Consider the following 21,789-nt stretch of genomic DNA (forward strand, 5'->3'; position numbering starts at 1 on the left):
AACCCTCCCCACATGACAAACGAGCCGCCCGGTGGATCACCGGGCGGCTCGTTTCTCGATACAGCGGTCAGACTGCGACGCGCTCCCGATCGGGAGCCTGTGCCGCCGAACCCTTTTCGACCTCACCGAAGCCGGGACGGCCGCTGCCGATGAACGCCACCAGCCACGACAGCACCGCGGCGAAGCGGTTACGGAAGCCGACCAGATAGAACAGGTGCACCGCCAGCCAGGTCACCCAGGCCACGAAACCGGTGAACTTCACCTTGTCGTTCAGCTTGGTGACGGCGTTGAAGCGGTTGATCACCGCCATCGAACCCTTGTCCCAGTACTTGAACGGGGTGGCGGCGGCCTTCTTGCCACGGATGATGTCGGCGACGTGGCGGCCCTCCTGCATGGCCACCGGCGACTGGCCGGGGTAGCCGTTGAGGAAGGTCATGTCACCGATCGCGAAGATGTCGGCGTGACCGCCCACCGTGCAGTCCGGGTTGATGAGAAGGCGTCCGGCGCGGTCGGTTTCACAGCCGGTGGCCTCCGCCAGCACCTGGGCGAAGCCGCCCGCCTGTACACCCGCCGACCACACCACGGTCTCGGCGGCGATGCCACGCTCCACACCGTCCTTGCTCTTGACGGTGACCTTGCCGTCCTCGATATCGGTCACGAACGTGTCGACCAGCACCTCGACGCCGCTCTGCTCCAGCGACCGCTTCGAATACTCCGACAGCCGTCCGCCGAAGGGCGGCAGCACCACGCCCGCACCCTCCACGAGAGTGACCGTATCCTCCAGGTGGAAGTACCTTTTCGCGAGTTCCTTCAGCTGACCGGCGACCTCGACGCCGGTCGCGCCCGCGCCCACCACCACGAAGCTGAGCAGCCGGCGGCGAGTCTCCGGGTCGGCGGTCCTGGCCTGCTCGAAGACCCGCTCGATCTGCGCGCGCAGATTGCGGGCGTCGTCGATGGTCTTGAGCGAGAACGTCTTGTCGGCGAAATCGTCACGGCCGAAATAGGACTGGCTGGCGCCGGTCGCCGCGATCAGCTTGCCGTAGCGGATCCGGCGCGGGCCCTCGGGCGTCTCGTAGGTGAGGATCGCGTTCGGGGCGTCGATGGCGGTGACCTTGCCCAGACGAGTCTCACCATGCTTGTGCTTGCGCAGAATATTGGCGATGGGCGGCGCGATCTCATCGGAAGCCAGCACACCCGTCGCAACCTGATAGAGGAGTGGCTGGAAGAGGTGTTCGGGGGTACCCGAGATGAGGACGTAGCGAACGCCCGACTTGTTCAGCTGTTTGGCGGCGGCGAGACCACCGAAGCCCGATCCGACGATGACGACATCGGCGGTTTCGATATCCGCCTCCACGTTGTACATGACTGCTCCCTTCTCTCATGACTAACCGTGATTCGGAACGCGGTTGTTCCAGGGGTCAGGGCGCATAATCAAGATGACTCTTATCTACGTTGATCATGAATTGGAGAATCCGGTGGAGCTGCGCCAACTCGCCTACTTCGTGGCGGTCTGCGAGGAGCTGAGCTTCAGCCGGGCCGCGAGCCGCTGCTTCATCTCGCAGTCGGCTATCAGTCACCAGATCGCCCGGCTGGAACGCGACCTTGGCGTGAACCTCTTCGAACGCTCGACAAGATCGGTCGTACCCACCGACGCGACCACTCGGCTACTTCCCCTTGCGAAACAAATGTTGAGCCTGGAATCCGCCATTCGCGCAGCTGTGCGGGCCTCCGGGCCGCGGATTCGCCTGGCAGCAAATATGAGCTTCGCAACTAGATCACTGTCCGCCATCGCCGGTGCGCGTGAGGCGCACCCGGGCGCGGAGATCGAGTTCGTCATCAAGCCGTTCCGGCAGCGCATCCAAGCTGTCGCCGACGGTGACTGTGATCTGGCTCTCATCCGCGGCAGCGTCGATCAGCCCGGACTGACCGTCGAACAGCTCTGGGTCGAGGATCCGGTCATCGCCACCTCCACCGCCCACCCCCTCGCCATGCGCGGCGGCGACGTCACCCTCGCCGAATTGGGCGACTACCCCCTACTGCTCCCGCCCGAGTCCGAGCAGGTGCTCCTGCACAACGTGGTCCGCGCCGCCTTCGCCGATCTCCCCACCGGCCCGGTCTTCGGCCCGCCCATCCCGCCCGACCACACCGCCACCATGGAACTCATCAACCGCCCCGACGCCTGGACCATCCTCTACGCCGACAGCCAGACCGAGGGCATCGCCACCCTCCGCCTCACCGGCCACCCGCTGCGCATCCCGGTCTCCGCCGTCACCCGCACCGAAGGCCGCCCCTCCCCCATCGTCACCACCCTGCTGGCCGCCCTGCACTGCTCCTGACCACTACGGTCGGGGTGCCCGTCCAACGCGACGCCAACCGCCGGCCGGCCATGCGCGAACAGTTCCGGCCGCCCTTACGGCGACCGGTCACCCGGGCGAATCCCGCCCGGGAGGGTGAACGGTCGACCTACGGGCAGATCCACTCGCCGATTATCGAGTTGAAATGGCAGTTGGGGCCCGGACCGCCGTTGCCCCCGGGCGTACCAGCGGAACCGGAAGCGATGGCCCCCAGAATGGCGCCGATGTCGATAACCGCAGGCCCGGTGGGAATCCCCGGCAACGTCGGGGGCGTGGTAGCTGCGGCCGCCTGACCGGCCCCGGCAACCAGCGCCGTCGCGATGCCAGCCACGGCAATGAGTGTTCGCATGTTCGAAGCCCTTCGGTGGAGCGCACGACCGGACCATCCGGCCACCCTCCAGAAAGTTAATCGTTGACGTTTCATAACTTTCCCGGAATCCGCCGCCCCGGACGCCCCCAATTCCATGGGCCTGGATCGGCACCGACCCCGTTCCGGTACAACGGCTTTCACACCAGCGCCGCCGCGACCGCGAGATGCAGTCGCAGATCCTCGGGCTCCTCGTCCTCGACGGCCCAGGCGATCTCCTCCATCGACCGCATGAACGCCCAGGCCCGGGCGCGATCGGGCCGCACACCCAGGGCCGTCGCGGTCCGCTCGACCACGGCCCGCGCGTGCTCCGGCACCGGATCGCTCTGCACCTGAATCATCACCAGGAATCCGGCGTCGAAGGCGGCCTCACCCAGGTAGGCCTTCGGGTCGATGAGCAGCCACGGCTCCCGTTCCGCCGCAACGATATTGCCCAGGTGGGTGTCGCGGTTGACCACCAGCAGCGGACCGTCCGGCACCGTCAGCTCGCCGCAGCGCGCGATGGCCAGATCGAGCAGCCGCGCCGGAATCACCTCGGCCACAGCGGCTTCCGGCGTGCCGAACATCTCCTCCCACTCAGCCACCATCCCGGCGGCCGTCGGCAGTTCCGGAAACCCGGCGGGCACCGTCCCCGGTTCCCGCCGCAGCCGCCGATACAACCGGCACGCCTGCTCCACCTTGCCGATGTGCTCCGCCCGTCCCTCGAGACTCGGAAATCCGGGCTGATACAGCAGTTCCGTCCCCGGCCGCGCCCATTCCAGCAGCATCGCGCCACTGCCGGAATCGAATTCGTACAACCCCACCGCCCCGTCCCCGCCGTAGCAGTACAGCCCGGTCGGCTCCCCGCAGTTCTCCTCGTCGACCACGGGAACCTTCAGCACGGCGACCGACCCGTCGCCCCGCCGCACCGGCGCGACCCACGAGTGCGTCCCGCCCGTGAAGCTCGCCCCGATGACCTCCAACCCCCAGCCGGCACAGAGCTTCTCCACCACCCCCGGCAGCGCGGCCAGCCACCGCGGCCCCCGCTCCCCGAAACTCGTCTCGATGGTCGCGGCCACGTCGGGCGGCAATGAGATCGGCATCGGTCCAGCCTGCCCGAGCCCGCGCCGCCCCGCCATCAGGTGTGCGCGGGCGTCGCGGTCTCGTGCACGGTCCGCCACAGATACGTCCGCCCGTCGGTGACCAGCGCCGCCGTCACGGTCCGCGCCGTGCGGAGCTCGCCCATCCGATTCTCCGCGACGAAACGCACCACCAGCAGATTCCCGCTGCGCGCCAGCTGCTTGACGTCGGAGACCTCGATCGCCAACCCCGGCTGCAGGTTTCGCGCCGACCACAAACCGGCCAGCAGCGTCTCCCGATCCACGGTCTGCCCCGTGGTGACGATCGAGGTGAACTCCTCGTCGAGCTGCCCCGAGACGCGGTCGAACACCTTCGGCGGCGCGTCCGCGCCCAGCCATTCGGCGAGGTCGGCATGGAATGCGGTGACGATGCCGGTCAGATCGACATCGCCTGCGGTATCGGCCTTCCCAGGGGCGACCGGCTCGGCCTGCCGACGCCGAGGATCGAATCGCCCTAGCACCGCGTCAGTTTATGACGGCGCGCCCGCACTGCTTCCACCCGCGGTGCCCGCGAACCGGCAGAGGCGGTCAGCCGACGGGACCCCCATCGCTCCAGCAGTGGCCGTTGGTCAGGATGCACCAGAGTCCGGCGATCCCGGCGGCGCTTTGCGTCGCGCTGCCGGTCGAGCTGTTGCCGGTGGCGGTGTCGGTCGCCACCGGGGTTCCCGAGGCATCGATCAGCGGCAGCGGGGCGGCCGACGCCGGGCCGATTCCGGCGAGCAGTGCGCCCGCGGCGAGGCCGGCGAGGATGAGAGTGCGCATGGTGCACGACCTTTCGAGGAGCCATGGCCCGAGCCTTCGCCGAGCCGCGCTCACAAGGTAAGTGAACACGTTTCATAATTGGCCGAAATCCGGCGCGCCCCGCGCCCTCAATTCCGGTGGCCCCGAAACCGGGGCCACCCTCCCCGCAACGAAAAAGAATGTCCCCCGGCCGATTTCGGCCGGGGGACATTCACTGTGCTCTCACCAGAAGGCGAATCAGCCCTTGTGAGCCTTGACCGCCTCGGTCAGCTGCGGGGCGACGTTGAACAGGTCGCCGACGATGCCGTAGTCCGAGATCTCGAAGATCGGGGCCTCTTCGTCCTTGTTGACGGCCACGATGGTCTTCGAGGTCTGCATGCCGGCGCGGTGCTGGATGGCGCCGGAGATGCCCAGGGCCACGTACAGCTGCGGGGAGACCGTCTTACCGGTCTGACCGACCTGGAACTGGCCCGGGTAGTAGCCGGAGTCGACGGCGGCGCGGGAAGCACCGACAGCGGCGCCGAGGGCGTCGGCCAGCGGCTCGACGACCTTGCCGAAGTTGTCGGCCGAACCGACGCCACGGCCACCGGAAACCACGATCGCGGCCTCGGTGAGCTCGGGGCGGTCGCCGCCCACGTTCGGCTCACGCGAGATCACCTTGGTGACGCCCTCTTCCTGCGCGGGCAGCTCGACGACGACCTTCTCGCCGGCGGCGGCCTGCGGGGCGGCCTCGATGGCGCCCGGACGGACCGAGATCACCGGCACGTCGCCGGTGGCCTTGGCGTCCACGGTGAACGCGCCACCGAAGATGGAGTGCTGCGCCGAGCCGTCACCGTTCACGGCGATGACGTCGATCAGCAGACCGGAACCGATGCGAGCGGCCAGGCGACCCGACACCTCCTTGCCGTCGGCGGTGGCGGCGACCAGGATCGCGGCCGGGGAGGCGGACTCGGACAGGCCGGCCAGCACGTCGACCTTGGGGGTGACGAGGAAGCCCTCGGCGTCATCGCCCTCGGCGACGTAGATCTTCTCGGCGCCGGCCGCGGCCAGCGCGTCGCCCAGCTTGTCCGCGGTGCCGGGGGCACCGACGACGACGGCGGCCGGGGTGCCCAGGCTGCGGGCGGCGGTGAGGAGTTCGGTGGTGACCTTCTTGGGCGCACCGTCAGCGTGCTCCACGAGCACGAGTACTTCTGCCATTGTTCTTTCTCCTGAAGTTCGTTCGCTCGGGGGCGGTCTTAGATGATCTTCTGACCAACGAGGTAGGTGGCGATCTGGTTGCCGCCCTCGCCCTCGTCGACGATCTTCGCGCCCGCCGTGCGCGCCGGCTTCGGGGTCACACCGGTCACCTGGGTGCCGGCGTTCGCAACGCCCACGGTCTCCGGGTCGACGCCCAGATCCGCCAGGGTGAAGGTCTGAACTTCCTTCTTCTTGGCGGCCATGATGCCCTTGAAGGACGGGAAGCGCGGCTCGTTGATCTTCTCGGTGACCGAGACGATGGCCGGCAGGGTGGCCTCCAGCTTGAAGACGCCCTCGTCGGTCTCACGCTCGCCGGCGATGCGCTCGCCGTCGACGGTCAGCTTGCGAAGGTGGGTCAGCTGCGGCAGGCCCAGGTACTCGGCGATGATCGCCGGAACGGCGCCGGCGCGACCGTCGGTGGCCTCGTTGCCCGCGATGACCAGCTCGATGCCCTCGATCTGGCCCAGAGCGGCGGCCAGGATGTAGGACGTCTGCACGGCGTCGGAGCCGTGGATCGCCGGGTCGTTGATGTGGATGGCCTTGTCCGCGCCCATCGAGAGGGCCTTGCGGATGGCTTCGGTGGCCCGATCGGGGCCGGCGGCCAGCACGGTGACCTCGCCGCCCTGCGCCTCCTTGATCAACAGCGCCTCCTCGACGGCGCGCTCGTTGATCTCGTCGAGGATGGCGTCGGCGGCCTCGCGGTCGAGGGTGTAGTCACCGCTGGTCAGCTTGCGCTCGGACCAGGTGTCGGGAACCTGCTTGATCAGTACGACGATGTTCGGCATTGGTCTTCGTCGACCTCCTGTTCTGGTGGCACTGGGTGTGGCGGTCGCACGAGTTTTGCCGTACGTCCACAAGTAGCTCGTTCGGGAGATTACCCTACGTTAAGTTACTCGTGGGTAACTTAGCGTGTGACTTTCTACATCGGTTGATCCGGTCGCGGGTGTGATATGTGCAACCGCTAACGTCGGAGCAATGAGCGAGGCCGTGAGACCTGTTGAAAACCACACCGATCCCTTGCCGCTGACCGGCGAGCGGACGGTGCCCGGCATCGCCGAGGAGAACTACTGGTTCCGCCGCCACGAGATCGCCTATGTGCGCATGCTTGACCGCTGCGCGAGCAAGGTCGTGCTCGAGGCGGGCAGTGGCGAAGGCTACGGGGCCAATATGATCGCCGGCGTCGCCGCGCGTGTCACCGGCCTCGACTACGACGACAGCGCGGTCGCGCACGTGCGCGCCAAATACCCGCGCGTCGAAATGGTGCAGGGCAACCTGGCCGCGCTGCCGCTGGACGACGCCTCGGTCGACATCGTGGTGAACTTCCAGGTCATCGAACACCTGTGGGACCAGGCGCAGTTCCTGCGCGAATGCCTGCGGGTGCTGCGGCCCGGCGGCAAGCTGCTCATCTCCACCCCGAACCGGATCACCTTCTCCCCCGGACGCGACACGCCGCTCAACCCCTTCCACACGCGTGAGCTCAATGCCGCCGAGATGACCGAACTGCTCGTCGAGGCCGGGTTCACCGTCGAACTGATGGCCGGCATCTTCCACGGGCCCGAACTCGTGGCGCTGGACGAGAAGTGGGGCGGGTCGATCATCGACGCGCAGATCGAGCGGGCGCTGGCGGGCGAGCCGTGGCCCGCCGACCTGGCCGCCGACGTGGCCGCGGTGACCATCGACGACTTCGCGCTGCTCGCCGACTCCGAGCGCGACATCGACGCCAGCCTCGACCTGCTGGCCGTCGCGGTGAAGCCGTGACGGACGCGAATTCCCCGGTGCCGGGCCAGTTCACGCTGGTCCTGCACTCGCACCTGCCGTGGCTGGCCCATCACGGGCGCTGGCCGGTCGGCGAAGAATGGCTCTACCAGTCCTGGGCCGCGTCCTACCTGCCCGTCGCGAAGGTGCTCAGAACCCTTGCCGCCGAAGGCCGTTCGCATCTGATCAGCCTGGGCATCACGCCGGTGCTGGCCGCGCAGCTGGACGACCCGCACTGCCTCGAGGGCATGCACCACTGGCTGGGCAACTGGCGGTTGCGCGCCGACGAGGCCTCCATGGCGGGCAATGTCGCGCTCGGGCGGCACGAACACCGGCTCGCCGCAGCCGCTCTCGACGATTTCGAGACCCGCTGGATGCACGGCGCCTCGCCGGTGTGGCGCGAGCTCATCGACGCCGAGGCCATCGAATTGCTGGGCGGGCCGCTGTCGCATCCGTTCCAGCCGCTGCTGGATCCGCGGCTGCGCGAGTTCGAACTCGTCGAGGGCCTGGCGGACGCGCGGGCGCGCTGGGGGCACACGCCGTCGGGCATCTGGGCGCCCGAGTGCGGGTTCACCCCCGGCATGGAGCAGACCTACGACAAGGTCGGCATCTCGCACTTCATGGTGGACGGTCCCGCGCTGCGCGGCGACACCACGCTCGGCCGGCCGGTGTGGGATTCGGATGTGGTGGCCTTCGGCCGGGATCTCGCGGTGAGCTATCGCGTCTGGTCGCCGAAATCCGGGTACCCGGGCCAGCCCTACTACCGTGATTTCCATCACTATGACCACGCCACCGGATTGAAGCCCGCACGTGTCACCGGCAAGACCGTGTCGGGCCCTGACAAGGCTCCTTACGATCCCGAACTCGCCTCGGCGGCCATCGGCAAGGACGTCGCGGACTTCGTGGCGACCGTGCGCGAGCGCCTGATCTCGGAGTCGGAACGCATCGGCCGGCCCGCCCTCGTGGTGGCCGCCTTCGACACCGAATTGTTCGGCCACTGGTGGCACGAGGGCCCGCAGTGGCTCGAGCAGGTGTTGCGCGCGCTGCCCGAGGCCGGGGTCACCGTGGGCACCCTCGCGGACGCGCGGGCCCGCGGCTACGTGGGCGAACGCGTCGAATTGGCCGATTCCTCCTGGGGTTCGGGCAAGGACTGGCGGGTGTGGGCCGGGGACCAGGTGTCCGATCTGGTCCAGCTCAACGCCGAGGTGGTGCGGCTCGCGCTGGACACCCTCGACAAGATGCGGGTGGACGCCGGAACGGTCGAGAACACCCGATACGGGTTGCGCGACACGGTTGCCGACCAGCTGCTGCGGGAGGCGATCCTGGCCGTCTCCAGCGACTGGGCGTTCATGGTGTCGAAGGATTCGGCGGCCGGGTACGCGCGTGATCGAGCCCATGAACACTCGCACGCCGTGCGCGAGATCGCGGCCGCGGTGACGGCCGGGCAACTCGCCAAAGCGGGTCAGTTGGCGGCAGGATGGTACGCGGCCGACGGACTCTTCCCCGCGCTCGATGCGCGCAGGCTCGGCCCCGCTTCAGAAGGACCCGCATGAAGATCTTGATGGTGTCGTGGGAGTACCCACCCGTCGTAGTCGGTGGGCTGGGCCGCCACGTCCATCACCTGGCCGTCGAGCTGGCCGCCGCCGGGCACGAAGTCGTCGTGCTGGCGCGCCGGCCGATGGGCACCGACGCCACCACCCACCCCACGCACTCCTTCATCGAGGAGGGCGTGCTGGTGGTGGCGGTCGCCGAGGATCCGCCGGTGTTCGACTTCGGCGAGGACATGCTGGCCTGGACCCTGGCCATGGGTCACGCCATGGTGCGGGCCGGGATCGCGCTGAACAAGCCGGGCATCGGCGAGGGCTGGACTCCCGACGTGGTGCACGCCCACGACTGGCTGGTCGCGCACCCGGCGATCACGCTGGCCGAGTACTACGACGTGCCGCTGGTATCGACCATCCACGCCACCGAGGCGGGCCGCCACAGCGGCTGGGTCTCGGGCCGGGTGAACCGGCAGGTGCACTCGGTGGAGTGGTGGCTGGCCCACGAATCCGACGCGCTCATCACCTGTTCGGAGTCCATGAAGGACGAGGTGCACCGGCTCTACGGCGCCGAGAAGGTGCCGATGACGGTGATCCGCAATGGAATCGACGTGGGCGCGTGGACCTTCCGCGAACGCGCCCCCCGCTCCGGGCCGCCGCGGCTGCTGTATGTGGGCCGTCTCGAATACGAGAAGGGCATCCAGGACGCCATCGCCGCGCTGCCGCGCATCCGCAAGGCGCATCCGGGCACCACGCTCACCGTGGCCGGTATCGGCACCCAGTTCGACTGGCTGCGGGAACGCGCCCGCGCCCACCGCGTCGCGCGCGCGGTGAGTTTCGTCGGCAAGCTCGACCACACCGATCTGCTGGGCTGGCTGCACAGCGCCGACGCCATCGTGCTGCCCAGCCGCTACGAGCCCTTCGGCATCGTGGCCCTCGAGGCCGCCGCCGCGGGCACCCCGCTGATCACCTCCACCGCGGGCGGGCTCGGCGACCTGGTCACCGACGGCGTCACCGGCGCCTCGTTCGAACCGGCCGACGTGAACGGCGTTGCGGAAGCGGTCATCTCGGTGCTCGACGACGCGGCCGCCGCGCAGGAGCGCGCCTGGGCCGCCCGCGAACGCCTCACCGCCGACTTCGCCTGGGATGTGGTGGCGCAGGAGACCGCGCTGGTCTATCAGGGCGCCAAGCGCCGGGTCCGCAACCCGGTCGGCCGCCCGGTCATCTCGGAACGTCCACTGCCGGAACGGGATCCGAACCAGCCGTACTGAGCGGTGCCGCTCGGATTTCCCTCGGGCACGTCTGCGCATCGAATTGGAACGAGTTCTAAGTCGAGGCCGGTGTCAGTTGAACGAGCAACCCGGATTCGGCGCGTCCTCCGACAGCGGACTCCCCGCGGGAAGCACGTAGAGCACGTCCAGAATCTGCGACTCGGTCCCCAGATTCCGTTCCAGATGGACATTCCCGGCCCCGGCCCGCTCCACGAACGCGGTCCCCGCCCCGCCGACCTGATCGATCGCGCAATCGGGTCCGTAATGGCTCAGCTCGCCCTGGCGCAGGACCGCGTACAGCGTCCCGTCGTGATAGTGCCAGCCGGTGGAACCGCCTGGGACGATGGTGATCTCGCGCAGGATGTACTCGGTGTCCCCGATCGTGGTGCGCGCGAGGATCACCCCCGTGACACCGTCGGACGGTGTCGCGTGCGCGGTCGCCGCGAAGGACCCCGCCAACGCGCACGATGCCAGCGCGGCCAGTACAGCCCGAGAACCGAGAGTCACCCAGCCACGCTATCGCGCGCCACCGGTCGGCGAGAACCCTAGGCGTCCATCTTCTTCAGGGTCTTCTGAACCGTCAGAAAGGTGCGGGTGGTCATGTCCTTGCCCCAGGCCTTCTCGATCGTGGACATGAAGCCGGTGGTGCTGGGATCGGTGTTGTCGATGACGGTGAGCAGGGCGGCGGCGGGCTTGTCGTAGCGGACGACACGGACCGCGGAGCCCTCGAAATCGGGGATGGACTTCGGGTGCTCACGCACGAAGGTGACCGTCAGATAGGTCTCGCGGCCGTGGGTGAGACCGGCGTAAGGGTCGGAGTCGACCAGCTTCCGGAGCTGGGCCTGCGTGCGGATCAGCGTCCCGCCGGGGATGCCCAGTTCGGCGGTGAGCGCCTGTTGGATGGCCGATTCCAGGGCTGCCACGTCGGTGTCGTCGGTCCGGAAGACCACGTTGCCACTCGCCAGCAAGGTGCTGACCTTCTCGAAACCCAGCCCCTCGAAGACGCCGCGCAGCTTCTCGCCGCGCATATTGGGGTTGGTGGGCATGATCCCGCGCAGGAAGGCGGCGTAGCGGTGCATGGCCGTGAACCTACCCGCGCGGGGTGACAGTCAGGAGGCGGTGACGCCGCTCTTCTTGCGTTCGATGTCGGCGAGCGCCTCGAGGTGGGCGGCGCGGGCCTCGGCGGCGGCGTCCCAGGTCTCCTTGCGGTTCTTCACGGCCCGGGCGGGCGCGCCGACGCAGATGGAGTAGTCGGGGTAGTCGCCCTTGACGACGGCGTGCGCGCCCAGCACGCAGCCGCGGCCGACGCGGGTGGAGCGCAGCACCGTGACCTTCGCGGCGATCCAGGTGTCGGGGCCGATGCGGACCGGCGACTTCACGATGCCCTGATCCTTGATGGGCAGGTTGATGTCGTCGGTGACATGGTCGAAGTCGCAGATGTAGCACCAGTCGGCGACCAGGGTGGACTCGCCGATCTCGATGTCGAGGTAGGTGTTGACGACATTGTCCTTGCCGAACACCACCTTGTCGCCGATGCGCAGCGAACCCTCGTGGCAGCGAATGGCGTTGCCGTCGCCGATGTGCACCCAGCGGCCGATCTCGAGCCGGGACAGCTCGGGGGTGGCGTGGACTTCCACGTTCTTGCCCAGGAAGACCATGCCGCGCAGCACGATGTGCGGGTTGGCCATCTTGAACTTGAACAGCCGGTAGTAGCGCACCAGGTACCAGGGCGTGTAGGCGCGATTGGCGAGGACCCACTTCAGAGACGCGGGCGTGAGGAAACGGGCCTGCTCCGGATCCCGGCGGCGCGAACCCCGCCAACGCGAGCGCAGCGGTGCGCCCCACATGCTCGTCACGAACTACTCCCTGTGTTCACCGGTCGTTTCAACGAGGGTATCCGTCCCCTTCCACGGGCACGAAAGTAGGCTGTGCTCCGGCTGTGGCAACGGCAGGGCCGCGGCTGCGGCAACCCGGCGACAATCCTCAGACTTCCGTACTGGCAGAAGGGACACCAGCAGGTGCGAAACGGCAGGCGGCGGACCGGACGTGATCGACGCTCGAGCACCTGGTCCACGGTGCTGGCCCTGGCGGGCGCCGGGCTGTTCGCACTGACGGGGTGCTCGTACGGCAGTACCAAGGTCGACGATATCGGCGTCGGACCCGGCAAGGGCTGGCCGATGGCGTTCGGGGATGCCCGCAACAGCGGGTCCAGCTCGGTCACCGGGTCGCGGAATCTGGCGCTGAATTGGTCTCGGCCCGTGGGCGGTCCGATCGCGCAGCCGGTGACCATCGGCGGCGACGGGCAGCTGTACGTCACCACCCGCGCCACCGGCTGCAACATTCTGTCGTTCCAGATGCCGACGGGCCGTAAGCGTTTCTGTAATCCGCTGGGACCCAGCGCCGTCGACGGCGGTGCGGCGGTGGACGGCGGCGGCAATGTGTACGTCGGCGACGACGGCGCGGTGAACTCGTTCAACAACCTCGGTCAGCCGCGCTGGCGCACTCCCGCCGCCGGGACGCCGGTGTCGGTGCAGTTCACCGGGGACGGAAAGGTCCTCTCGGTCACCCAGTCCGGGCAGGTGGACGTCCTGATCCGGCAGACCGGCGAACGCCAGGTCCCGACCTTCCAGCTGCTCGGCGAACCCGACTTCCTGGCCAACCCCTCGCTCAGCCGGCCGCCGGACGGGCAGGGTCTGGACGACTGCGCCACCGGCGGGCCGCGTTGCCCGATCGCGAATGTGTCCGCGGTGGACCAGAAGTCGGGCCGCTTCTACGCGACCGTATGGAAGCCCGGTGACACTGCGGCCGCGTTGGTGGCGCTCACCTACGACGGCACAGAGGTTCGTGTCGACTGGGACGCGAAGCTGCTCGACCAGGGCAGCGCCACCAGTCCCGCGCTCTCGGCCGACGGCTCGACGGTCTACGTCGGCGACAACACCAACCGCCTGATCGCCGTGGACGCCGCCACCGGCAAGACGAAATGGACTCAGGACCTGGGCTTCCCGGCGCGCGGCGGCATCTCCGTCGCGGACGGCCTGCTGGTGCCCGCCGGCGACGAGGGCCATCTGATGGCGCTGCGCGATCAGGGCGACAAGGCCGAGATCGCCTGGGAGCGCAAGGATCTCGAACTGCGTGGCCGCCCGGTCCAGACCGCGGGCGGCACCGGCTACACGGTGGCCCCGATCGGTGACAAGCTGACGCTGGTCACCTTCGACACCCGCAATGGCGCGACGGTGCAGTCCAACGATCTTCCGGGTGCGGAGGGCACCACCGTGGCGACCGCCGTGGGCAGCAAGGGCGAGGTCGTGGTGGCCACCCGGATCGGCGAGCTGTTCGTGTTCAAGCCGGAGACGAAGTAGCCCGGTCCGCGCGCAGCGTCTGCGCGTGGGCGTCGACATTGGCCGCCACGCGTTGCAGGAGGTCCAGCAGGGTGCCGTAGTCGTCGGCGCTGAGACCCTCGGTAGCGGCCGCGCGCTGAATTCGGATGCGCTCCCACAGTTTCGCGTGCGCGGCGACGCCTTCCGAGGTCAACACGTAGGTCCCCGCGCTGTCCCGGGCGACCCAGCCCCGATCCACCAGCGCGCCGACATACGGTGCGGCGGTGGGGTCGTGGGCGTCGAGGTACGGGGACAGCGCGGCGTCGAGGCCCGCCGTGTCGAGCGGGCCGCCGGCGAGCGTGTGCAGGGTCTGCCAGTGGCGGCGGAGCAGGCCCTCGGCGGCCAGGAACGCGGCAAAATTGGCCTCGAGGGTCTTGTCGATGCGCTTGAGCCAGTAGCCCAGGAACTTCGGGGCGTCGGACATGCTCGTCTCCTAATACTTGTCAAAGTACATGTGTATGTATTTTAACAAGCGACTGTAGGATGGCAAGGGTGAAGGACAGCGACCCCGCGATCGTCGCCATCGAGCGCGCCATGGTGGCCATTCGCCGCAGCCAGAGTCGGCGCGCACTGAACAAGCTCGCGGCCCGAGCCGGGGGCCCGGCCGTGGATCCGACCCTGTTCGGCGTGCTGGACGCCGTCGAGGCCCGCGAGGGCGAGGTGGTGGTCACCGATATCGCCACCGCCCTGGGCGTGGACCAGCCGCGGGCCAGCCGGCTGGTGGCACGGGCGGTCGCCGAGGGCCTCGTGGAACGACGGGCCGATCAGGCCGACGCGCGACGCATCCACCTGCACCTCACCGCCACCGCGCGCACCACCCTGGACCGTGCCCACGCGAATCGGCAGGCCGCGTTCGATGCCGCGACCGCCGGCTGGCCGGACCGCGACCGCACCGAATTCGCCCGGCTGCTCACCCGATTCGTCGCCGACTTCGAGACGGTCACCGCCGACCGGCCGGACGACGCCCGGTAGCGATCAGTCCGGACGAACCGATTCGAGGACGGTGGCGGCGCGCTCGAGCAGGTCGATGAGCGCGGCGCGCTCGGCCGCGGTGAACTCCGCCGCGAGTGCCCGTTCGACCGGGACCGCGCGTTTGTCGGCCGCCCGCATGACCTTGCGACCCTCGTCGGTGAGCCGGGTCTCGAGCACATTGCGATGCCACTCGTGCGGCGTGCGCTCGATGAGGCCGCGCTCGCGCAGGTTGGTGAGCACCGTGTTCATGGTGGGCGGGGTGACGCCGCAGCGGCGGGCCAGTTCGGCAGCGGAGATGCCCGGGTTCTCGCTCAGGACGTAGAGGGCCGCGTACTGCGGGATGGTCACGGCCGCGGGCTTGAGGGCGGCGTTCTTCGCGCCCATGAGCGCCTGCTCGGCGCGCTTGATATAGGTCCCCAGGCGCTCTTCGACCGGCATCGACGTCACCCCGGCATGATAGCCCACCTCCTTGTTAGAACCTTGACGATCGTTAGAGCTCTAATCTATCTTCGCTCTCGTATCCCAATGTCATCTCTACCGTCTCGAAAGGCGTGCGCATGTCCCGCAGCGTGATTCCCGAGCAGTACACCGACCTGCTCACCCGGCCCCTGTTCGCACACCTGGCGACGCTGAATCCCGACGGCACGCCGCAGGTCACCCCGATCTGGCAGATCTGGGACGGGGAGTTCCTGCGCTTCACCACCACGACGACCCGGGCCAAGCACCGCAATACCGCCCGCGACCCGCACGTGGCGGTCAGCATGAACGATCCCGAGGCTCCATACCGCTACCTCGAGATCCGGGGCGTCATCGAACGCGTCGATACCGATGCCGAGGGCGAGTTCTTCGATGTCCTCGCGCAGCGTTACGGACTCCCCTACGACAAGCCCGTGGGCGACCACCCCGATCGCGTCGTGCTGGTGATGCGGCCGACGCACGCGACCTATCAGGGCTGAGGCCCTAGGGGGTCGAGCAGAGGAAAACCGTTGCCGCGCGCCCGATTCTGGTGACGACGAGGGTGTGCGGCACCGAGCCGCGGGGTTTGATGCGGGCGCGCAGGGCGTCGGGGTCGATATCGACGCCGCGGGTGAGGATTTCGAGGGGGCCGCAGTCGCGGCGGTGGAGTTCGGCGCGGAGGGGCTTCTCGCGGAATTCCATGCGGTCCAGGACGCGGAAGCCGCGGACGCCGGCGGGGACCTTGTCGCCGGTGAGGTAGGCGATGCGGGGATCCAGTTGCCACAGACCGTGTTTCGCGGCGTAGTGGCGGACCAGGCCCGCGCGGACGACGGCGCCGTCCGGATCGATGATCCACTCCCCCGGCTCGCGTTCGGGGATGTCGTCGGGGGCGGTGTCGGTGAGGGTCCAGGGGTCGGCCGTCGCGGACAGGACCGTCGCGCGGCGGGTGACGCCCGGTTCGGTGAGACCCGGTGACCACAGGCAGGCTTCGCGGACCGCGCCGTCGAGGGAGACGACCTCGACCTCGCCCGACCAGCCGAGGGTGTCGAAATCCAGTCCGGGAGCGCATTTCACGGCCAGGTCGCGGCCGGAGTAGGCGGTGAGCAGGTCCGGCAGCGGCGGCTGGAGTTTGGCCGGATCGTGGGTGCGTCGGCCGTCGGCGCGGCGGGCGGGATCGGCGATCACCACGTCGGCGGTGCTGCACGGAACCAGCGCGTCGGCCTTGGCCAGCAGCACATTTCGCGCCCCGGCGTTGTGGGCGGCCATGGCCAGCCGGATGTCGTCGAGGTCGCTGCCGATGACGGCGGGACAGACCGCCGCGAGCGCGGCCAGTTCCGCGCCGATCGAGCAGGTGACGTCGTGGACGGTGCGCCCGGCGAGCCGTTGGGCGCGGTGCGCGGCCACCGCCGACGGGGTCGCCTGCTGGAGGGCGTCGTCGGTGAACAGCCAGTCCCCGGTGTCGGCCAGTTTGGCGGTGGCCCGGCGGCGCAGGCGGACGGTTTCGACCAGGGCCGCGGCCCGGTGGCCGTGCCCGCGGCGGATGCGCTCCAGATCCTTGAGGAGCGAGGCGGAGGAAAGCGCGACATCGCCCACCTCGGCCAGAGCCGCCGCGCCGGCGGCACTGGAGAGGTAGGCGATGTCGTCGCGAGTGAAGGCGTAGCCCACGGAGTTTCGCGGAGTCGGCCTACTTGGCGGACGCGCCGGGCTTCACGCCGGTGATCATGGCGTTGTAGAAGAACTGGCGGGGCACCACGTGGCGCAGCACCTTCTCGTCGAGGGCGGAGAACGCCAGCCACGCCTTGTACTGAGCCATGCGGTAGCCGATGGTCAGCTTCTCCTCGGGCACGGCGGCCTCGAAGGTGCGGACCGGCCAGCCCCACAGGGCGGCGGCGAATTCCTCGGTCTTGGCCTGCACCTCGACGGCGCCCGCGCTGCGGGCCATCCGCTCCAGGTCGGAGGGGTCGAAGGTGTGCAGGTCGACGACGGCCTCGAGGGCCGCGGCGCGCGAGGACTCGTCGAGCTCGGACTGCGGGCGACGCCAGCCGCTCAGGAACGGCAGCTTGGTGACCGTGGTGGTGACCTTCCAGGTGACCTGGCCCAGGCGACGCGCGTAGATGTTGCCGATGGTGGTCGGCTCACCGGCGAAGACGAAGCGACCGCCCGGCTTCAGCACGCGCAGGCACTCCTTGAGCGCGAGTTCCACATCGGGGATGTGGTGCAGCACGGCGTGGCCGACGACCAGGTCGAAGGTGTCGTCCTCGTAGGGGATGGTCTCGGCGTCGGCTACGCGGCCGTCGACGTCGAGGCCCAGGTTCTGGCCGTTGCGGGTGGCGACCTTGACCATGCCCGGCGACAGGTCCGTGACCGAGCCACGCTCGGCCACGCCCGCCTGCATCAGGTTCAGCAGGAAGAAGCCGGTGCCGCAGCCGAGTTCGAGGGCCCGCTCGTATGGCAGCTCGGCGGACGGGGCGACGGCGTCGAAGCGACCCTTGGCGTACTCGATGCAGCGCTCGTCGTAGGAGATCGACCACTTGTCGTCGTAGGTCTCGGCTTCCCAGTCGTGATACAGGACCTGGGCGAGCTTGTTGTCGCTATACGCGGCCTGGACCTCGGCCTCGGTGGCGTGCGGGTTCGGCGCGGGGTCTTCAGGACCAACTGTCATGCAGGCAAGCCTAATGAATAGCCCGGTGAGCGGTGTTATCGGGCCACTGAACGACCGGTGAACGGGACCGCATCCGGTCCGTCGACCAAATAAGAACGTGTTCCAACCTGCTGATCCTCGGTTCCGAACAGGTCAGCCCACTCGCGGCGGGCCCGATCATGACCATGTGTACCGGCCTCGAAGACCCGTTTCGCGGCCGCGATCGCCGCACCCGGACCACCCGCGAACTGCCCCGCCCAGCGCAGTGCGGCGGCGAACACATCGTCGGGCGCCACCACCTCGTCGACCAGGCCCAGCGCCGCGGCCTCCTTCGGATCCACGAAACGTCCGCTGTACACCAGATCCTTGGCGTGCGACGGCCCGATCAGCAGGCTCAGGCGGCGAATGCCCGCCAGCGGGATCAGCCCGGCCTTGATCTGCGGCAGACCCAGTTTCACGTTGTCGCCGATGATGCGGCGATCCGCCGCCAGCGCCAGTTCCAGCCCCGCGCCCAGCGCGTAGCCGCTGATCGCCGCGACCGTCGGCTGCGGCAACCGGGCCAGGCAGCCCAGCGCCGACTGGAAGTCCGCCACCACGGCCTGCGCCTGCTCCGGGGTGAGGCGGGCCAGCTCGGCCAGCTCGTCGCCGGCGCTGAACACCCGCGCGTCGCCGTAGACCACCACGGCCGCGATCGACCCGTCGGCCGCGATCTCGTCGGCGGCGGCCGCCACCTCGAGCGCCACCTGCAGATCGATCAGATTCATCGGGGGGCGGGCGATGCGGAGCACCGCGACACCCTCTGCCACGCCCCGGTCCACGGTCACGAATTCGGCCACAGCCGATCACCCTACTTCGGGCACTGGGTATGGTGTCCCTCCGCCCGTGCGGGCGTGCTCGATCGTGGAGTTCTTATGCGTGACATGTGGTGCCCCAGCTGCGACTCGACCCTGCCGGTCGTGGCGAGCCGATGCCCCTTCTGCTCGGCGGAGCGCCCGCCCGAACCCGAACAGCCGCCGTCGTATTGGCTGCGCGTGTTCGCGGTGGCACTGATCCAGGTCGGGCTGCCGGTCACGGTCGGGGTCGGAATCCAGGCCCACGTGGTGGCCGCGGCCGTGGCCCTCGGATTCGCGGTGAGCGCCATGCTGTGGAGCCTGGTGTGGGCCGCGGCCACGCCGCAACACTGAGCTACCGACCTACTCGGGTCGCTGCGAGCCCCGGATGCGGGCGTTTTCCGGCAGTTCGGCGAAGTAGCGGTCGGCGTCCGGGAAGGCCAGCGCCGGGCCCTCGGCCTCGGGGTCGTAGACCGGCATGATCGGGACGATGGTGCGGTCGGCGGCGAGAATCTCGGCGGTGGAGGCGAATTCGCCGAGCGCCGCGAGCTGGGTCCAGGTCGGCGGCAGCAGCACGTCCAGGCCCTCGTGCCAGCGGCGGATGGCCTCGGCGGGCGTGCACCAGGTGACGACCTCGGCCTCGGAGGTGGCGCCGTCGGCCAGCTGCCCCTGCGGCAGCACGGCCACGAAGAAGCGGGTGTCGTAGCGGCGCGGCTCGATCACCGGGGTGATCCAGTTGTCCCAGGGGCGCAGCAGGTCGGCGCGCAGCACCAGATTCTCGCGGGTGAGGAATTCGGCGAAGGACAGTTCGCGGCGTTCCAGCTGCCCGCGCGCCTCGGCGTAGACGGCGGTGTCGGTGACCACGGTGTCGGCGGTCGGACCGGCCAGCAGCACGCCGCATTCCTCGAAGGTCTCGCGGACGGCCGCGCAGATCAGCGCCTGCGCGCGGCCCGCGTCGATGCCGAATCGCTCGGCCCACCAGGCGGCGTCGGGTCCGGCCCAGTCCAGGGCGACCGACGCGTCGGAGGGGTCGACGCCGCCGCCGGGGAAGACGGTCATCCCGGCGGCGAAGGCCATGCCGCCGACACGGCGCTGCAGGAACACCTCGGGCCCGTGCGCGCCGTCGCGCACCAGCATGACCGTGGACGCGTCCTTGACCGGACGCGCGGCGGGCTGGGATCCGGGCTGTGCAACTGTCTCGCTCACATTCCGCACCATAACCCTTACCCGAGCGAAATAACATCGGCCCCGATTCACTCGGTCAAATGGACTGATCCGGTGCGGGTTTCGATGACGGGCGGCCCGGCGGGATCCGGATGCCGGGTCCAGGTGCCCTCGACCTTGCCGGTCCGGTAGTTCTGCACCTGGCTGACCACGGCCCCGGAATCGTCGGTCCAGGTAACCAGGAAGATGCCCGCCTCGATGGGCGCGACCGCGACCGGGGTATTCGTCCGGTGTCCGGTGTCGGCGGCGGTGTAGGTGAGGCTGCGGCCGTCGGCGGCGAAGGTGATGGTGCCGCCCGAGCCGACGTCATAGGTGAGCTGCGCGGTCTTGCCGTTCAGGTCCGCGGGCACCGCGGCCTTGCCCAGCGTCTCGGCGGCATGTGACTTCGAAACCTGCTGGGCCGCCGGTGGATCGGCGACGCAGCCGGTGGCGGCGAGAGCGACGGCGAGGACCGCGAGGGCGCCGGTGCCCCGGGACGCAATGGGACCGGTCGCCCGGTCTGCGATGGCACCGATAGTCCGGCCCACGGCCAGCTCCCTCCGTCAGCGGCAGTTGCGGACAGTTTGCCCGGCAGCCACATCCGGCGCAATCGCAGCGCGCCGCGATTCCCGAAGTGACAACTGATCTCGTTGCGATGGGGCCAACTCGCCGGGTATCCCCACGATTGCGTGGGCACCCGACGCGGGCACGGGTTGCCAACCGGCCACGGCTCCCGGCCGGCCGCTGAAGTCGCGGAGAGGAGGGGCTAGCTTCGGTGGCGCCCGAAACGCTGGCTTCGGCGCGCGAAGTAGCGGCCGTCGATACGGTCCAGCTGGATCGACTGCCGGAACGCCTCGCTCAGGTTCTCCGAGGTCAGCACGTCGGTGAGCAGACCCTGTGCGACCACCGCGCCCTCGTTGAGCAGCAGCCCGTGGGTGAAGCCCGGCGGGATCTCCTCCACGTGGTGGGTGACCAGCACGGTGGCGGGTGCGTCCGGGTCCGCGGCCAGGTCGCCGAGACGCTCGACCAGTTCCTCACGACCGCCCAGATCGAGTCCGGCGGCCGGTTCGTCGAGCAGCAGCAGTTCCGGGTCGGTCATGAGCGCGCGGGCGATGAGCACGCGTTTGCGCTCGCCCTCGGAGAGGGTGCCGTAGGTGCGGTCGGAAAGGTGTTCCGCTCCCAGGCTTTCCAGAATATCGATGGCTCGGTCGGTATCCATGTCGTCGTAGCGCTCGCGCCAGCGACCCATGACCGCGTAGCCCGCCGAGACGACGAGATCGGCGACCTTCTCGTCGATCGGCACCCGGCTGGCGATGGCGGCGGAGGAAATTCCGATCCGCGGGCGTAGTTCGTTGATATCGACCCGCCCCAGGGTTTCGCCGAGCAGATTGGCGATTCCGGAGGTGGGGTGCATTTCGGCGGCGGCCATCCGCAGCAGTGAGGTCTTGCCGGCGCCATTGGGGCCGAGCACGACCCAGCGTTCGTCCAATTCCACCTGCCAGGTGACCGGACCCACCAAGGTATGTCCGGAACGTCGGACGGTGACGTCGCTGAAATCGATGAGCAGATCGGGATCCGGTTGCGGCACGGGGTCCATCTTGGCCCACCACCCTGGACGATCGTCAACGTGGTGGCTGAATCCGGGGCGTGTCCTCTCCGGAAGTGCGGGGACGATAAGCGATTTCATGGGTGCCCGTATCGAATTCCGGTAGATCGCACTCGGGGCCCCCCATTCCCCGGCCCCGCGCATCGCCGCTCGTGGAGCGGAACATCCGTGCCAGGATCAGCGCCACCGGGATCGAGAGCACCGTCCACACGATGAGAACAACCAGCAATGTTGTCATTTCGTGGTTTCCTTTCGAGGAAACTCGTGAATCGATCCTGGACCACCCGGTCGGGGAAGTCGATACGCCCTACCCATATAGGT

The 21,789-nt window shown here is 69.0% G+C and carries 26 protein-coding genes; 8 read left to right on the forward strand and 18 right to left on the reverse strand.

The features are described from left to right. Positions 1-67: 67 nt before the first annotated feature. Positions 68-1,363 (reverse strand): NAD(P)/FAD-dependent oxidoreductase, encoded by a 1,296-nt coding sequence (locus tag ABZ412_RS11795; RefSeq protein WP_357279397.1) that lies wholly within the window; start codon positions 1,361-1,363, stop codon positions 68-70. Positions 1,364-1,475: 112 nt separating this feature from the next. Here ABZ412_RS11795 and ABZ412_RS11800 point away from each other — a divergent pair, with 112 nt between their 5' ends. Continuing rightward, a complete protein-coding gene (locus ABZ412_RS11800; protein WP_357096221.1) occupies positions 1,476-2,336 on the forward strand; it encodes a LysR family transcriptional regulator in 861 nt (286 codons plus the stop codon). A gap of 525 nt (positions 2,337-2,861) precedes the next feature. Here the strand turns inward: ABZ412_RS11800 and ABZ412_RS11805 are convergent. The 5 genes from ABZ412_RS11805 to ABZ412_RS11825 form a co-directional block, all read right to left on the reverse strand. After that, a complete protein-coding gene (locus ABZ412_RS11805; protein WP_357279400.1) occupies positions 2,862-3,803 on the reverse strand; it encodes an aminoglycoside phosphotransferase family protein in 942 nt (313 codons plus the stop codon). Positions 3,804-3,838: 35 nt separating this feature from the next. Next, the gene (locus tag ABZ412_RS11810; RefSeq protein WP_357279403.1) at positions 3,839-4,300 is read right to left on the reverse strand and encodes a hypothetical protein; all 462 of its coding nucleotides are present in this window, start codon (positions 4,298-4,300) and stop codon (positions 3,839-3,841) included. A 67-nt stretch (positions 4,301-4,367) separates the two neighbouring features. After that, entirely contained in the window at positions 4,368-4,601 is a 234-nt protein-coding gene (locus ABZ412_RS11815; protein WP_357279405.1) for a hypothetical protein, read from the reverse strand. 216 nt (positions 4,602-4,817) lie between these two features. Then, positions 4,818-5,777 carry an electron transfer flavoprotein subunit alpha/FixB family protein gene (locus tag ABZ412_RS11820; protein WP_357279407.1) on the reverse strand — a complete coding sequence of 320 codons (960 nt, stop codon included), beginning with the start codon at positions 5,775-5,777 and terminating at the stop codon, positions 4,818-4,820. A gap of 38 nt (positions 5,778-5,815) precedes the next feature. Continuing rightward, the gene (locus tag ABZ412_RS11825) at positions 5,816-6,601 is read right to left on the reverse strand and encodes an electron transfer flavoprotein subunit beta/FixA family protein (protein WP_357096241.1); all 786 of its coding nucleotides are present in this window, start codon (positions 6,599-6,601) and stop codon (positions 5,816-5,818) included. 190 nt (positions 6,602-6,791) lie between these two features. Between ABZ412_RS11825 and ABZ412_RS11830 the strand changes: the two genes are divergently transcribed. The 3 genes from ABZ412_RS11830 to ABZ412_RS11840 are packed head-to-tail and all read left to right on the forward strand — an operon-like array spanning position 6,792 to position 10,383. Continuing rightward, on the forward strand, positions 6,792-7,574 hold the full coding sequence (locus tag ABZ412_RS11830; RefSeq protein WP_357279410.1) for a class I SAM-dependent methyltransferase: 783 nt from the start codon (positions 6,792-6,794) through the stop codon (positions 7,572-7,574). After that, entirely contained in the window at positions 7,571-9,124 is a 1,554-nt protein-coding gene (locus tag ABZ412_RS11835) for a glycoside hydrolase family 57 protein (RefSeq protein WP_357279412.1), read from the forward strand. The genes ABZ412_RS11830 and ABZ412_RS11835 overlap by 4 nt, the downstream gene beginning before the upstream one ends. Further along, positions 9,121-10,383, forward strand: a complete 1,263-nt coding sequence (locus ABZ412_RS11840; protein ID WP_357096249.1) for a glycosyltransferase family 4 protein — start codon at positions 9,121-9,123, stop codon at positions 10,381-10,383. Before ABZ412_RS11835 ends, ABZ412_RS11840 begins: the two co-directional genes overlap by 4 nt. A gap of 72 nt (positions 10,384-10,455) precedes the next feature. Here the strand turns inward: ABZ412_RS11840 and ABZ412_RS11845 are convergent, their stop codons facing one another. Genes ABZ412_RS11845 through ABZ412_RS11855 form a run of 3 tightly spaced genes read right to left on the reverse strand, consistent with a single transcriptional unit; the run spans position 10,456 to position 12,239 of the window. After that, positions 10,456-10,890 (reverse strand): cupin, encoded by a 435-nt coding sequence (locus ABZ412_RS11845; protein WP_357279415.1) that lies wholly within the window; start codon positions 10,888-10,890, stop codon positions 10,456-10,458. Between the two features lie 38 nt (positions 10,891-10,928). After that, the gene (locus tag ABZ412_RS11850; RefSeq protein WP_357279417.1) at positions 10,929-11,462 is read right to left on the reverse strand and encodes a DUF1697 domain-containing protein; all 534 of its coding nucleotides are present in this window, start codon (positions 11,460-11,462) and stop codon (positions 10,929-10,931) included. 30 nt (positions 11,463-11,492) lie between these two features. Continuing rightward, positions 11,493-12,239 carry an acyltransferase gene (locus tag ABZ412_RS11855; protein WP_357279420.1) on the reverse strand — a complete coding sequence of 249 codons (747 nt, stop codon included), beginning with the start codon at positions 12,237-12,239 and terminating at the stop codon, positions 11,493-11,495. A 162-nt stretch (positions 12,240-12,401) separates the two neighbouring features. On the opposite strand from ABZ412_RS11855, the gene ABZ412_RS11860 reads away from it, so the two are divergent. Continuing rightward, a complete protein-coding gene (locus ABZ412_RS11860; protein WP_357279422.1) occupies positions 12,402-13,742 on the forward strand; it encodes a PQQ-binding-like beta-propeller repeat protein in 1,341 nt (446 codons plus the stop codon). Here the strand turns inward: ABZ412_RS11860 and ABZ412_RS11865 are convergent. Continuing rightward, positions 13,723-14,184, reverse strand: a complete 462-nt coding sequence (locus ABZ412_RS11865) for a MarR family winged helix-turn-helix transcriptional regulator (protein WP_357279424.1) — start codon at positions 14,182-14,184, stop codon at positions 13,723-13,725. The two genes, ABZ412_RS11860 and ABZ412_RS11865, sit on opposite strands and share 20 nt — an antisense overlap. Before the next feature lie 68 nt (positions 14,185-14,252). On the opposite strand from ABZ412_RS11865, the gene ABZ412_RS11870 reads away from it, so the two are divergent. Beyond that, positions 14,253-14,732, forward strand: a complete 480-nt coding sequence (locus ABZ412_RS11870; RefSeq protein WP_357279427.1) for a MarR family winged helix-turn-helix transcriptional regulator — start codon at positions 14,253-14,255, stop codon at positions 14,730-14,732. Between the two features lie 3 nt (positions 14,733-14,735). Here ABZ412_RS11870 and ABZ412_RS11875 read toward each other — a convergent pair whose 3' ends face one another. Beyond that, entirely contained in the window at positions 14,736-15,170 is a 435-nt protein-coding gene (locus tag ABZ412_RS11875) for a MarR family transcriptional regulator (RefSeq protein ID WP_357279973.1), read from the reverse strand. Between the two features lie 119 nt (positions 15,171-15,289). Here ABZ412_RS11875 and ABZ412_RS11880 point away from each other — a divergent pair, with 119 nt between their 5' ends. Then, positions 15,290-15,688 carry a PPOX class F420-dependent oxidoreductase gene (locus ABZ412_RS11880; RefSeq protein WP_357279430.1) on the forward strand — a complete coding sequence of 133 codons (399 nt, stop codon included), beginning with the start codon at positions 15,290-15,292 and terminating at the stop codon, positions 15,686-15,688. A 4-nt stretch (positions 15,689-15,692) separates the two neighbouring features. Here the strand turns inward: ABZ412_RS11880 and ABZ412_RS11885 are convergent, their stop codons facing one another. The 3 genes from ABZ412_RS11885 to ABZ412_RS11895 are packed head-to-tail and all read right to left on the reverse strand — an operon-like array spanning position 15,693 to position 18,665. After that, positions 15,693-16,853, reverse strand: coding sequence for a class I SAM-dependent methyltransferase (locus ABZ412_RS11885; RefSeq protein ID WP_357279432.1), 1,161 nt, complete (start codon positions 16,851-16,853; stop codon positions 15,693-15,695). 19 nt (positions 16,854-16,872) lie between these two features. Then, positions 16,873-17,850 (reverse strand): class I SAM-dependent methyltransferase, encoded by a 978-nt coding sequence (locus ABZ412_RS11890; protein ID WP_357279435.1) that lies wholly within the window; start codon positions 17,848-17,850, stop codon positions 16,873-16,875. Between the two features lie 35 nt (positions 17,851-17,885). After that, positions 17,886-18,665, reverse strand: a complete 780-nt coding sequence (locus tag ABZ412_RS11895) for an enoyl-CoA hydratase-related protein (protein WP_357279438.1) — start codon at positions 18,663-18,665, stop codon at positions 17,886-17,888. 120 nt (positions 18,666-18,785) lie between these two features. Between ABZ412_RS11895 and ABZ412_RS11900 the strand changes: the two genes are divergently transcribed. Further along, positions 18,786-19,013 (forward strand): hypothetical protein, encoded by a 228-nt coding sequence (locus ABZ412_RS11900; protein ID WP_357279440.1) that lies wholly within the window; start codon positions 18,786-18,788, stop codon positions 19,011-19,013. Positions 19,014-19,022: 9 nt separating this feature from the next. Here the strand turns inward: ABZ412_RS11900 and ABZ412_RS11905 are convergent, their stop codons facing one another. The 4 genes from ABZ412_RS11905 to ABZ412_RS11920 form a co-directional block, all read right to left on the reverse strand. Next, entirely contained in the window at positions 19,023-19,796 is a 774-nt protein-coding gene (locus ABZ412_RS11905) for an NUDIX hydrolase (protein WP_357279976.1), read from the reverse strand. 116 nt (positions 19,797-19,912) lie between these two features. Continuing rightward, a complete protein-coding gene (locus tag ABZ412_RS11910; protein ID WP_357279442.1) occupies positions 19,913-20,410 on the reverse strand; it encodes a hypothetical protein in 498 nt (165 codons plus the stop codon). Between the two features lie 218 nt (positions 20,411-20,628). Then, positions 20,629-21,459 (reverse strand): ABC transporter ATP-binding protein, encoded by an 831-nt coding sequence (locus ABZ412_RS11915; RefSeq protein ID WP_357279445.1) that lies wholly within the window; start codon positions 21,457-21,459, stop codon positions 20,629-20,631. Positions 21,460-21,484: 25 nt separating this feature from the next. After that, the gene (locus ABZ412_RS11920) at positions 21,485-21,706 is read right to left on the reverse strand and encodes a hypothetical protein (RefSeq protein WP_357279447.1); all 222 of its coding nucleotides are present in this window, start codon (positions 21,704-21,706) and stop codon (positions 21,485-21,487) included. Between the last annotated feature and the right edge of the window lie 83 nt (positions 21,707-21,789).

It is taken from the genome of Nocardia sp. NPDC005746, assembly GCF_040630785.1.
Classification (GTDB): domain Bacteria; phylum Actinomycetota; class Actinomycetes; order Mycobacteriales; family Mycobacteriaceae; genus Nocardia.